Annotated in this window: 10 protein-coding genes and 1 pseudogene; 2 read left to right on the forward strand and 9 right to left on the reverse strand. The window is 60.5% G+C overall.

From position 1 onward, the window contains the following. Nucleotides 1-13: 13 nt before the first annotated feature. The 4 genes and pseudogenes from PL599_RS00995 to PL599_RS01005 form a co-directional block, all read right to left on the reverse strand. Nucleotides 14-1,549: a sugar ABC transporter ATP-binding protein gene (locus PL599_RS00995; protein ID WP_269823500.1), complete on the reverse strand. Its 1,536-nt coding sequence runs from the start codon at nt 1,547-1,549 to the stop codon at nt 14-16. A 33-nt stretch (nt 1,550-1,582) separates the two neighbouring features. Next, a pseudogene (locus tag PL599_RS22820) lies at nt 1,583-1,728 on the reverse strand (bifunctional diaminohydroxyphosphoribosylaminopyrimidine deaminase/5-amino-6-(5-phosphoribosylamino)uracil reductase RibD); the annotation flags it as partial. 32 nt (nt 1,729-1,760) lie between these two features. Next, nucleotides 1,761-2,771, reverse strand: a complete 1,011-nt coding sequence (gene rhaS / locus PL599_RS01000) for a rhamnose ABC transporter substrate-binding protein (RefSeq protein ID WP_077985128.1) — start codon at nt 2,769-2,771, stop codon at nt 1,761-1,763. A 47-nt stretch (nt 2,772-2,818) separates the two neighbouring features. Next, nucleotides 2,819-3,649, reverse strand: coding sequence for a DeoR/GlpR family DNA-binding transcription regulator (locus PL599_RS01005; RefSeq protein ID WP_077985127.1), 831 nt, complete (start codon nt 3,647-3,649; stop codon nt 2,819-2,821). Between the two features lie 201 nt (nt 3,650-3,850). Between PL599_RS01005 and PL599_RS01010 the strand changes: the two genes are divergently transcribed. Beyond that, nucleotides 3,851-5,947 carry a bifunctional rhamnulose-1-phosphate aldolase/short-chain dehydrogenase gene (locus PL599_RS01010; RefSeq protein ID WP_269823501.1) on the forward strand — a complete coding sequence of 699 codons (2,097 nt, stop codon included), beginning with the start codon at nt 3,851-3,853 and terminating at the stop codon, nt 5,945-5,947. 51 nt (nt 5,948-5,998) lie between these two features. Then, the gene (rhaI, locus tag PL599_RS01015) at nt 5,999-7,291 is read left to right on the forward strand and encodes an L-rhamnose catabolism isomerase (protein WP_269823502.1); all 1,293 of its coding nucleotides are present in this window, start codon (nt 5,999-6,001) and stop codon (nt 7,289-7,291) included. A 185-nt stretch (nt 7,292-7,476) separates the two neighbouring features. Here rhaI and panB read toward each other — a convergent pair whose 3' ends face one another. From panB to PL599_RS01040, 5 genes are all read right to left on the reverse strand, one after another. After that, nucleotides 7,477-8,325: a 3-methyl-2-oxobutanoate hydroxymethyltransferase gene (gene panB, locus PL599_RS01020; protein WP_269823503.1), complete on the reverse strand. Its 849-nt coding sequence runs from the start codon at nt 8,323-8,325 to the stop codon at nt 7,477-7,479. After that, nucleotides 8,322-9,200, reverse strand: coding sequence for a pantoate--beta-alanine ligase (gene panC / locus PL599_RS01025; protein ID WP_142912006.1), 879 nt, complete (start codon nt 9,198-9,200; stop codon nt 8,322-8,324). The genes panB and panC overlap by 4 nt, the downstream gene beginning before the upstream one ends. 150 nt (nt 9,201-9,350) lie before the next feature. Further along, complete coding sequence (locus PL599_RS01030; RefSeq protein ID WP_269823504.1) at nt 9,351-10,121, reverse strand: enoyl-CoA hydratase-related protein; 771 nt, start codon at nt 10,119-10,121, stop codon at nt 9,351-9,353. Beyond that, entirely contained in the window at nt 10,111-11,037 is a 927-nt protein-coding gene (locus PL599_RS01035) for a hydroxymethylglutaryl-CoA lyase (protein ID WP_269823505.1), read from the reverse strand. The genes PL599_RS01030 and PL599_RS01035 overlap by 11 nt, the downstream gene beginning before the upstream one ends. A gap of 1 nt (nt 11,038) precedes the next feature. Next, nucleotides 11,039-13,030 (reverse strand): acetyl/propionyl/methylcrotonyl-CoA carboxylase subunit alpha, encoded by a 1,992-nt coding sequence (locus PL599_RS01040; protein WP_271358774.1) that lies wholly within the window; start codon nt 13,028-13,030, stop codon nt 11,039-11,041.

Raw genomic sequence — 13,030 nt, forward strand, 5'->3', positions numbered from 1 at the left:
TTCTTGGCCCCTCTCAGGCATTGCCGGTGGCGGCGCGCACCAGCTTTTCCGGAGAAAAATCGGCGCGGTCGAACTGGCCCGCCATCAGGCCTTCGCGCATGACGATGGCCCGGTCGGACATGCCGAGGATTTCGGGAAGTTCGGATGAAATCATGATGATGGACAGGCCTTCGGCGGCAAGCTCGCTGATGAAGCCATGCACGGCGGCCTTGGAGCCGATATCGATGCCCTTGGTGGGTTCATCGAGTATGATGACCTTCGGCTGGGTGGCGAGCCACTTGCCGATCACCACCTTCTGTTGGTTGCCGCCCGAAAGCGTGCCAACAGGCACCGAAAGCGCGGCGGCGCGCAGATCAAGCCGCGCGGCATATTTGCGCGCCAGCGCGAATTCATTGGCGGCGGCCAGAAACCCCTTGCGCGAGGTGCGGGTGAGAGAGGGCAGCGACATGTTCTGATAGATCGGCATATCGAGCGCCAGCCCGTGGCGGCCGCGCTCTTCCGGCACATAAACGATGCCGGCGCGTATCGCATCTTCCGGCGAGCGGATGGTGAGCGGCTGGCCGTTCAGCATTACCTCTCCCGAAGCCGGGCGGGTGATGCCGAACAGCGACTGGCAGAGTTCAGAGCGCCCGGCGCCGATCAGCCCGTAAAGACCGAGAATTTCACCCTTGCGCAGATTGAGCGAAATATCGCGGAATTCCGTCTGGTGCGAATAGTCGCGAACTGACAAAACAGTTGACCCCAGCGTGACGGTCTGTTTGGGAAAGGCATTCGTCACGTCGCGGCCAACCATCAACCGCACGATTTCATCTTGCGGGGTGGTGGCAAGCGTGCCAGCGCCGACCATTTTTCCGTCGCGGAACACGGCATAATTCTCGGCGATCTCATAGACTTCATCGAACTTGTGGCTGATGAAGAGGATCGCCTTGCCCTGCCGCTTGAGGTTCTCGACGATGCGGAAGAGATCGTCGATCTCCTTGCGGGAAAGAGCGGCGGTCGGTTCGTCCATGATCACGATGCGTGCCTCGACCGATAGCGCCCGGGCGATGGCCACCAGATGGCGCTGCGCAATCGACAGGTCTTTCAGCCGAATGGAGGGATCGATAGTGCTTTCCAGCTGCTCCAGCAGAACCTTGGCGCGCGCATTGATGGTCTTCCAGTCGATTAGGCCGAAACGACCCTTCGGCGCATGGCCGAGGAAGATGTTCTCGCCGACGGAAAGTTCATCGAACAGCACGGTTTCCTGATGAATGGCGGTGACGCCGGCATCGATGGCGTCCTGTGCGCTGTGAAAATGGACGGGCTGGCCATCGAGAAGGATTTCGCCTTCGTTCGGGCGATAGATGCCAGTAAGGATTTTGACGAGCGTGGATTTACCCGCACCGTTCTCGCCGATCAGCGCGGTGACCTTGCCGGGGTATAGCGCGATATCGACGCCATCAAGCGCTTTCACGCCGGGGAATATCTGGCTGATGCCGCGCATTTCCAGAATGGGAACGGCGCTGGAAGCCTCTGAGATGTTTATGGTTTGGGTTTCAGCACGCATCATTCCGTCTTACCGGTCTGTTTTGATGAAGCCGCGAGGGGCACCCCCCTCTGCCCTGCCGGGCATCTCCCCCTCAAGGGGGGAGATCGGCAAGCGGATAGCACCCTGCCTTATGGATCGAGCGGGTGCGGCACATCGATCTCCCCCCTTGAGGGGGAGATGCCTGGCAGGGCAGAGGGGGGTGCCCTCCACGCACTGCCGTCACTTCTCAAGATCAGAAAATCTTCGAGAACTGATCGATATTCTTCGCGTCATAAACAAACGGATCAGCCATCGCCGCTTCGCTGTTTTCACCAACCTTGATCTTGCCCATACGACCGGCTTCAATTTCCGAGCCCGGCTTGCCATCGGTTTCGCCCTTCACCAGGCGATAGGCGATCTGGGTGGCGGAGTAACCGAGGTCGATCGGGTTCCAGATGGCGAATTCCTTGGTGGCGCCTGATTTGATGGCGCCGGCCATTTCAGACGGCAGGCCAAGGCCCGTCACATAGACCTGACCGATCTTGCCCGCATCCTTGACGGCCTGCGAGGCGGCGAGAACGCCGACCGTCGTCGGAGCGACGATGACCTTAACGTTCGGTTGCGAGGAGAGCAGTCCCTGCGCTTCGCGATAGCTCTTGTCGGCGAGGTCGTCACCGTAGACCGTGGTGACGAGGTTGAGGCCGGGAAAGTCCTTCAGCTGCTTTTTCATCTCGTCGATCCAGATATTCTGGTTCGTGGAGGTGGTGGTGGCCGAAAGAATGGCGAAATCGCCCTTGCCGCCTTCGAGATGTGCCGCGGCCAGCTGCAGGCACATCTTGCCGATCAGCGCGTTGGAGGACGGGTTGAGCTGGAGAATGCGGCCTTCAGGCGCCACGCCTGAATCCCAGGAAATGACTTTGATACCGCGCTGCGCGGCCTTCTTCAGCGCCGGAACCACGGCGTCCGGGTCATTGGCGGAAATGGCGATGGCGTCCACACCCTGCGCGATCAGCGAATTGATCACTTCGATCTGGCCTTCCGCCGTGGTGCTGGTCGGGCCTGTATAGATGATCTGCACGCCGCCAAGGTCTTTCGCGGCCTCTTCGGCACCCTTGTTGGCGGCTTCGAAAAAGCCGTTGCCGAGCGATTTGACCACCAGTGCGATCTTGACGTCGGCTGCCTGGGCAACGCCGCCAAGACCCGCAACGGATAGCGCCGCGCTAAGTGCCAGGACGCTCGTCAATGTTCTGCGTGTAAGTTTCATGTTCCTTTTCCTCCCGTTTTGAACCTGTTCCTCTCTTCGGTGCTTCCTCAAGCGACCGAAGAGGAATCCTCCCCATCAGGCGGGTTGGCCGTCTTGCCATCCCCCACCGCCCCGGCGATCAGCAATTCCACGCCGGCATTTTCCACCATCCTTGCCGCTTCGTCCGAAATCCCGTCATCGGTGATGATGGTCGTGACGTTTTCGAGCGGGCATAAAATCAGGCTGGAGCGTTTTCTGAATTTCGAGGAATCGACCATCACGATCAGCTCTTCCGCCTGCCGCATCAGCTTCTGTTCGCTCTGGATCACCAACGCGTCGGACTCCATGATGCCAAGAGCGCCCACGCCCTGCGCGCCGAGAAAAATCCGTCGCGCATAAAAATTGCGGATAGCGTCATTTTCGAAGGGCGAGAGGATGAGGCTCTGATCGCGATAGATCGCGCCGCCCGGCACATTGACGTTGCACTTGGAATGTTTGACCAGATGCTCGGCGATGGCAAAGGAATTGGTCATCACCTGCAGGCGACGCGCCGCCATGTAATGCACCATCTGGAACGTGGTCGTGCCGCCATTCAGGATGATCGCGTCGCCATCATTGCAGAGATCGACCGCCTTGCGCGCAATTGCGCGTTTCTTATCGATATTGACCGATTCGGAAACACGGAACGGCCGTGCGGCGAGATTGCCAAGCTGCGGCGGATGCACTGCTTCCGCCCCGCCGCGCACGCGCCGCAACTTGCCCTGCACATGCAAAGACGCAATATCCCTGCGGATCGTCGCTTCCGACGCATCCGTCAGTTCGGCAATATCCTGCACCGTCACGACAGCTTTTTCCTGCGTGGCGCTCAAGATGATGCGGTGGCGTTCGCGTTCGTGCATGGGATCCTCCTGACGCTGATTTATTCGCAATCTCTTTACGTTGTCAATCAAGAACGATCAAATTAATCAATGTCGCGCTGCAACATGAAAATTTATGATCGTTTTTGATTGACATTGTCCTTTTGAATGCGCGATATCTGCCATCAAAGGAGGCGGGCCGATATCGGCTCCGCGAATGCAGGAAGATATTGGGAGGAAGACATGACGGGTAAATCCCGCCTTCTCGAAAGCCATTGGGACGACACTTACGCCAGGACGCTTGATGAGCCCGGCAAGCTGCTTTATCGCTCCAATCTCTTGGGCGCCGACAAGCGCATCACCAATTATGGTGGCGGCAACACATCGGCAAAGGTGCTCGAGACCGATCCGCTGACGGGCGAAAAGGTCCGTGTCATGTGGGTCAAAGGCTCCGGCGGCGATGTCGGCACCATCAAGCTCGATGGGTTTGCCACCCTTTATCTCGACAAGCTGGAAGCGCTGAAGGGCATTTACAAGGGTGTTGAAGATGAGGACCGCATGGTTGGCTTTTTGCCGCACTGCACCTTTAACCTCAACCCGCGCGCGGCCTCCATCGATACGCCGCTGCACGGTTTCGTGCCCTATGATCATGTCGATCACATGCATCCGGATGCGATCATCGCGATTGCCGCCTCGAAGAATTCGAAGGAACTGACGCAGCAGATCTTTGGCGATGATATCGGCTGGCTTCCCTGGCGTCGTCCCGGTTTCCAGCTCGGTCTCGATCTGGAAGCCTTCGTCAAGGCCAATCCCAAGGCGAAAGGCGTCGTGCTCGAAAGCCATGGCCTCTTCACCTGGGATAACGACGCCAAGGCATGTTACGAACTGACGCTCGCCATTATCAATAAGGCGATCGAATGGTTTGCAGGAAAGACCGAAGGCAAGGTGATCTTCGGCGGTGCCGTGGCCAAAAGCCTGCCGGTTGCCGAACGCCGCGCCATCGCCGCCCGGTTGATGCCGGAAATCCGTGGCCGCATCGGCCGCGAGGAACGCAAGCTCGGCCATTTTGACGATCAGGATGCTGTCCTGGAATTCGTCAATTCAAAGGAACTGAAGCCGCTTGGCAACCTCGGTACATCCTGCCCGGATCACTTTCTGCGCACGAAAATCCGCCCGCTGATCCTCAACCTCGATACCGCAAATCCCGATGTCGATGCGCTGACGGCTGGTCTCGACGCGGCGCTGGAGGCTTACCGCGCGGATTATACGCGCTACTATGAAACCTGCCGCCATGATAATTCGCCCAAGATGCGCGATCCGAACCCGGTGATATTCCTCATCCCTGGCGTGGGCATGTTGTCCTTCGCTAAAGACAAGGCGACCGCCCGCATTGCCGGTGAATTTTATGTCAACGCCATCAACGTCATGCGCGGGGCGTCCACCGTATCGGAATATCAGGGTCTGCCCGAGCAGGAAGCCTTCGATATCGAATATTGGCTGCTGGAAGAAGCAAAGCTGCAACGGATGCCGAAGCCGAAAAGCCTTGCCGGCCGTGTCGCCTTCGTCACCGGCGGCGCTGGCGGCATCGGTCGGGCAACGGCGGAACGGCTGGCGGGTGAGGGTGCCTGCGTGGTTCTGGCGGATATTGACGAGGCGGCATTGGAGATCGCCAGGGGCGATTTCGTCAAGCGTTACAGTGGCGATGCGGTGCGCACCGTCAAACTTGATGTGACGCAGGAAGATGCGGTCATTTCCGCCTTTGCGGAAGCGAGCGTGGAATTCGGCGGCGTGGATATCCTCGTTTCCAATGCCGGCATCGCTTCTTCCGCCCCGGTGGAAGATACGACGCTTGCCATGTGGAACAAGAATATCGACATCCTCGCGACAGGCTATTTCCTCGTTTCGCGAGAAGCATTCCGGCTGCTGCGGCGACAGAATCTCGGCGGCAACGTCGTGTTTGTCGCTTCCAAGAATGGCCTTGCCTCTTCACCCAATGCATCGGCCTATTGCACGGCGAAGGCGGCGGAAATTCATCTCGCCCGTTGCCTTGCGCTCGAAGGGGCGGAAGCGGGCATTCGCGTCAACACCGTCAATCCCGATGCCGTGTTGCGCGGTTCGAAAATCTGGAATGGCGAGTGGCGTGAGCAGCGGGCGGCGTCGTCCAAGATCGAGGTGACCGATCTCGAAGAACATTACCGCAAGCGCTCGATGCTGAAGCTCAATGTCTTCCCGGAAGATATCGCCGAGGCGATCTACTTCCTGGCGTCCGACGCTTCGGCCAAGTCGACCGGCAACATCATCAATGTCGATGCCGGCAATGCGCAGAGTTTTACGCGATAATAAGGGACGGTCATAGGCGGCGATCACGTCGCGTTGGCCGGGGAGGAAAAAATGACCGAAACGAAGATCGCCGCCGATGTGATCGCGGCGGAAAACGAAAAGCGCGCCGGCGCACAGAAAGACGACTATCAGGCGCTGGGCAACCAGCTAGCGCGCCGCAACATCGACATCGATGCCGTTACGGCCAAGGTGGCGGAATTTTTCGTCGCCGTGCCGTCCTGGGGCGTCGGCACGGGCGGTACACGTTTTGCCCGTTTCCCGGGCGCGGGCGAGCCACGCGGCATTTTCGACAAGCTGGACGATTGCGCCGTCATCAACCAGCTGACGCGGGCGACGCCCAATGTCTCGCTGCATATTCCGTGGGATAAGGAAGATCCGAAGCGGCTGAAGGCCCATGCCGATGCGCTCGGCCTCGGCTTCGACGCCATGAATTCCAACACCTTTTCAGATGCGCCGGGCCAGAGCCACTCCTACAAATACGGCTCGCTGAGCCATACGGATGCCGCGACGCGCCGGCAGGCCGTCGAGCACAACATCGAATGTATCGAAATCGGTAATGCCATCGGTTCCAAGGCGCTGACGGTGTGGGTGGGCGACGGTTCCAACTTCCCCGGCCAGAGCAATTTCACCAGAAGTTTCGAGCGTTATCTCGCGGCCATGGCCGATATCTACAAGGCGTTGCCGGATGACTGGCGCATCTTCTCCGAACACAAGATGTATGAGCCGGCCTTCTATTCCACCGTGGTACAGGACTGGGGCACCAATTACCTCATTGCCAATACGCTCGGCGAAAAGGCCTTCTGCCTCGTCGATCTCGGCCATCATGCGCCGAACACCAATATCGAGATGATCGTCGCCCGGCTGATCCAATTCGGCAAGCTCGGCGGTTTCCATTTCAATGACAGTAAATATGGCGATGACGATCTGGATGCCGGTTCGATCGAGCCCTACCGTCTGTTCCTCGTCTTCAACGAGCTGGTGGACGCCGAACATCGCGGCGTGAAGGGTTTCCATCCCGCCCATATGATCGACCAGTCGCATAATGTGACGGACCCCATCGAAAGCCTGATCTCCAGCGCCAACGAAATCCGCCGCGCCTATGCGCAGGCATTGCTGGTGGATCGCATCGCTCTCGACGGTTACCAGCAGGATAATGATGCGCTGATGGCTTCCGATATGCTGAAGCGGGCCTACCGCACCGATGTCGAGCCGATCCTTGCGCAGGCGCGGCAATTGACGGGCGGTGCTATCGATCCGGTCGCGACTTATCGTGCGAGCGGCTATCGCAGCCATGTTGCGGCGAAGCGCCCGGCTTCGGTTGGCGGTAGCGGGGGTATAGTTTAGTCGTTTGATTTATGAGGTGTGCAAAGGCTGAGAGCAGGCGGAGATAGCTAATGCCTTGCCTGCACCTCTCCCCCGTCATCCTCGGGCTTGACCCGAGGATCCACCACCCGTTGCGCCATGGATCCTCGGGTCAAGCCCGAGGATGACGGAGGATAGGTGCAGGCAAGGCTGCCATCGGGGTCCGGTCAAGCCTTCTCGCCCCCAGAACGGGACGGCTTGCGCACCTGAAACGTATGCTCCGGCCCTGGAAATGCACCGGAGCGCACCTCATCAGCATAAGCCGCCGCCGCTTCCGAAACCGCCGGGCCCAGATCGGCGAAACGCTTGACGAATTTCGGTTTGAAATCGGAAAACAGGCCGAGCATGTCGTCGGAAACCAGCACCTGTCCGTCACAGGCCGGCGATGCGCCGATGCCGATGGTGGGGACGGCAAGTTTTTCCGTCAAATCGCGAGCCAGCGGCTCGACGGTGCCTTCCACGACGATGGCGAAGGCGCCGGCCTGATCGACCGCAATCGCATCGCGCCAGATCTTCTGCGTTTCCGCATCCGAATGTCCGAGCGAGCGGAAGCCGCCGGCGGTGTGGACGAGCTGCGGCATCAGCCCGACATGACCGAACACCGGAATGCCGCGGGCGACCAGAAAGGCGATGGTCTCCGCCATTTCCTCGCCGCCTTCCAGCTTCACGCCGTCGCAGCCGGTTTCCTGCATCATCCGCACCGCATTGCGGAACGCCTGTTCCTTCGATTCCTGATAGGTGCCGAAGGGAAGATCGACGATGACGCAGGCATGCTCGACACCGCGCATGACGGCGCGGCCATGGGCGATCATCATATCCAGCGTGACACCGACCGTCGTGTCCATGCCGTAAAGCACCATGCCGAGGGAATCGCCGACCAGGAGCAGATCGCAATGCGGATCGAGCAGGCGGGCAATCGGCGTGGTATAGGCGGTCAGGCAGACGATGCGCGCCTCGCCTTTCATCTGTCGGATGGAGGCCGTCGTCAGCCGGTTATGTTTGCCATGGGCGCTCATTCGACAGCCTCCCGTTGATTGATCCTGTCGCGCCCGATGACACGGTTGTCGAGGAGCCTCGTGCTGCCCAGGCGCACGAACAGCGCCACCAGCACCGGTCCCGCCTGCAACGAAGCAACGGGGGCGAGCGTATCGGGATCGCGCACCGCGACGACTTCCGGTGACGCCAGCGGCTCGGCGGCGATGAATTTTTCTATGGCTGTCTCGAATGCGGCAGGGTCGTCGAAGCCCTCGCCATAAAGCCGTTCCGCTTCGTCCAGCGCGCGCGGCACGATCACGGCTGCGGCGCGTTGTGCGGGGTTAAGATAGACATTCCGTGAGGAGCAGGCCAGCCCGTCCGCCTCGCGCACGGTGGCGACGGGAACGACCCTGACAGGTTGGGCAAGGTCCTCGACCATGCGGCGGATCAGCGTTACCTGCTGGTAATCCTTCTCGCCGAAATAGGCCGCGTTCGGCTGAACGAGATTAAAAAGCTTGGTCACGACGGTCGCAACACCGGCGAAATGCCCCGGCCGCACCGCGCCTTCCAACTGGTTTCCCAGTTCGGACACATCCACCACGGTCTGCATCGGGCGCGGATACATCTCGGAGACTTCCGGTGCGAAAAGAATGTCGATGCCCGCCTCTTCCAGCAATGCGCTGTCGCGGGTAAGATCGCGGGGGTAACGGGCGAGATCCTCATTCGCACCGAATTGCAATGGGTTAACGAAGATCGAAACCACTGTCACGTCGTTTTCCGCCTTGGATTGGGCAACGAGCGTCAGATGGCCGATATGGAGAAAGCCCATGGTCGGCACGAAGCCGATGGTTTTGCCCGCACGGCGAAAGTCGGCGGTGGCGTCCCGCAATTCGGCGACGGTTTTTACAAGCTGCATGGGTCTCCTCCGGCTTCCCCAATCGCCGCCCGGCGAAAGGTGCTGGATAGAACTCGATTTGCCGAACAGGGTCAACGGACGCATCGGGATTATATCGATTAACCCTCTGACGACTTTCGAGAGAACCGGAGTTCGGACAGATGACGGCGATCATTCCACCCAGTGCGGTTTCCTTTTTTCGGCAAAAGCCAATCGCCCCTGCCGCGCCTCGTCGCTGACGCTGATCGTGGCGATGACGCTCTCGGCAAAGGCAAGCCGCTCGATGGACGGCATATCGCGCATCTTCAGCAACGCCGCCTTTCCGGCCGCGATGGCGCCCGGAGCATTCTGCCGCAACCGTGCGAGAACATCTTCCACCACGACATCGAGTTCGGCAGAAGGGACAGCCCGATTGACGAGGCCGAGACGCTCCGCATCAGCGGCGTTGATCGCAGCGCCAAGATAGGCCATTTCCTGAAGCTGGCTCAGGGGTATCTTCGCCAGAAGCTTTGCCGCCACCATGGCCGGGAAAAGTCCCACGCGCACCTCAGGCATGCCGAATTCGGCATGGTCGGCGGCATAGGCGAGATCGCAGGCGGCAACGAGGCCAAGCCCACCGGCCAGAACCCGGCCGTTGATGCGGGCGATGACGAGCCTGTCGCAGCCCTCGATGGCGCGCATCACATCGGCAATGGGGTTGGTTCCCTCCCGCGAGAGGAACATGCCGCCGGCGCTTTCCTTCAGATCGGCCCCGGAGCAGAAGCTGCGGTCTCCCGCCGCGGTTATTACCACGGCGCGCAGGCCGCCATCACCGGATGCCGCGCGGATGGCTCTCGTCAGTGCGTCCGTCATCGCGGCATTCAGGGCATTGTGCACCTCCGGCCGGTTGAGCGTCAGCCAGAGAATGTCTTTGCGCCTTTCGCTCAGCAGTTCATCCGCCATGCGCGCCATCCTTCTGTCTTGCCGCAAGCAGTGCCTTGCCGGCGCGGGCCGCATTCGGTCTACCGAGATGCCGGCTGATCCAGTCCCCGGTTTTCGCCACCGCCAACAGGTCGATACCGGTTTTAATGCCAAGCCCCTGCAGCAGATAAACGACGTCTTCTGTGGCGACGTTACCGCTGGCGCCCGGTGCAAAGGGGCAGCCGCCCAGTCCGGCGACCGAACTGTCGAAGACGGAGATGCCTTCATCCAGCGAGGCCAGCACATTGGCGACGCCCTGCCCATAGGTATCGTGGAAATGCATGGCGAGTTTTTCACGCGAGATGCGGGCAGACACCCGCTTGATGATATTGCGAATCTGGTCCGCCGTGCCGATGCCGATCGTATCGCCGAGCGAGATTTCGTAACAGCCGAGGCCGATAAGCGCTTCGGCCATCGCCGCCACCTCATCCTGTGCAACCGTACCGTCATAGGGGCAGCCGGCTATGCAGGAGACGTAACCGCGCATGAGGATGTTCCGGCCGGCCGCGGCTGATGCGACATCGCGCAGGCGCTCAAGGCTTTCGGCGCGCGAGCAGCCGATATTGTGCTGGCTGAAACCTTCGGACGCGGAGACGAAAACGGCGACTTCCGTCACACCGGCATCAAGGGCAGCCTCGAAACCTTTCATATTGGGAACGAGCGCCGGATAGGCGGTGCCGGGTCGCCTTTCGAGGCCCTGGAACACCTCTTTCGAATCCGCCATTTTCGGCACTTTTTTGGGTGAGACGAAAGCACCCGCTTCCACCGCCGCCAATCCGGTTGCGGCCAGCCGTGCGATCAACTCGATCTTGATGGCGGCTGGAACCTCGGCGCTTTCGTTCTGCAAGCCGTCACGCGCGCCCACTTCGACGATTTTTACCTTTCGGGGCCAGCTCATTTCAGCCGCCCTCCGGCTCGAAATCCACCAGCACCGCACCGGCCGCGACCATATCGCCCTCAATGCAATTGATGGCCGTGACGGTGCCTTTCGCCGGCGCGCGGATCGTGTGTTCCATTTTCATCGCCTCCATCACCACAAGTGCCTCGCCGGCCTCAACCGCAGCACCGTTGCTGCTCAGCAAGGCGCGGATGACGCCGGGCATGGGCGCTTCCAGGCCGCCGGTATGGGTCGCGGCATCCGCAATATCGACGGGATCCGGCTGGTCGATGCGATAATGCTCGCCATCCAGAAAAAGAGTGTAACGGCCATCCTCGGCAAAGAAATGGCCCTGCCTTTTTCTGCCGTCCACGGTCGCTTTGAATTTGCCATCGTCCGAGAGGTCCCCATGGACATTGATGGCCCGTCCGTCGATCTCAAACGAAAAACCATCCGCCTCATGCGTGACGCCAACGCTAAGCGGCTGGTTGTCAAAGACGAAACACAGCGTTTCCCTTGCCGGCGCGTTGAGGCGGAAGGCCGCCGTCTTGTTCCATGGGCTATAGGGATCTGCCTGTGAATCAGGCTTTCCGTTTTTCTGCCGCGCAAGCAGCAGGCCAAGCGCGGCCATGGTTATCTCGTTCCCGTCCGTTGCTGCCGGAGCAAACAGCGCCACTTCGTGACGGGCGATGAAGCCGGTGTCGAGATCGGCGTTCGCGAAGGCCGCCAGTCCCGCAAGCCGCGTCAGAAAGGCGGCATTGCTGGTGACGCCACAGATCGCCAGATTTTCGAGCGCCAACCGCAATTGCCGCAGCGCCGATGGGCGATCACGGTCCCAGACGATCAGCTTGGCGATCATCGGATCGTAATGCACGGTGATGGCGTCGCCGGCGCGGATGCCGCTGTCGATCCGGACATGAGGGCCCTGATCGGGGAAAACCACATGGCTGATGGTGCCGATCGACGGCAGGAAATCATGCGCCGGGTCCTCGGCATAAATCCGCGCCTCGATGGCATGGCCGTTTATGCTAAGACCGGTCCAGTCTTCCGGCAGGGCCTCTCCGTTGGCGACGCGGATCTGCCATTCGACCAGGTCGAGACCGGTAATATATTCCGTGACCGGATGTTCGACCTGCAGCCTCGTATTCATTTCCATGAAATAGAAGTCGCCGGAAGGGTCGAGCAGGAATTCCACCGTTCCCGCGCCGCGATAATCGATGGTGCGGGCGGCGGCGACCGCCGCTTCATACATGCGCTGGCGAAGCGCATCGGGCAGGCCGGGGGCAGGAGCTTCCTCGATGACCTTCTGGTGCCGGCGCTGGATCGAGCAGTCGCGCTCGAAAAGCGAAACACAGTTGCCATGACCATCGGCAAAGACCTGCACTTCCACATGGCGCGGCCGCTCGAGGTATTTTTCGATCAGCATGCGGTCATTGCCGAAAGCGGCCAGCGCTTCGCGTTTTGCGCCAGCAAGCTCCGCTGCGAAGTCGCGCTTCTGCCGCACGATGCGCATGCCCTTGCCGCCGCCGCCGGCCGAGGCCTTGAGCAGAACGGGATAACCTATGGCGTCCGCCTCGCTGCCCAATCGCTCCTGCGCCTGTTCCTCACCGTGATAGCCGGGAACGACCGGAACGCCGGCCTTTGCCATCAGCGCCTTTGCCTCGCTTTTCCCGCCCATGGCGCGGATTGCCGCTGCCGGCGGGCCAATGAAAACGAGCCCGGCGGCGGCGCAGGCTTCGGCAAAGCTGGCATTTTCCGAAAGAAATCCGTAACCCGGATGAATGGCTTGTGCGCCGCAGGCATTTGCGGCGGCGATGATTTTTTCGCCGTCGAGATAGGAGGCCCGCGCGGGGGCCGCGCCGATGGCGATGGCCTCGTCGGCCAGCGCCACATGCATGGCGTCACGGTCGGCATCCGAATAGACGGCAACGGTGCGGATGCCCATCTTGGCGGCGGTGCGGATGATACGGCAGGCTATTTCGCCCCTGTTGGCGATCAGTATTTTTGAGAACAT

The sequence above is a fragment of the Agrobacterium sp. ST15.16.055 genome, assembly GCF_027956555.1.
Classification (GTDB): Bacteria; Pseudomonadota; Alphaproteobacteria; order Rhizobiales; family Rhizobiaceae; genus Agrobacterium; species Agrobacterium salinitolerans.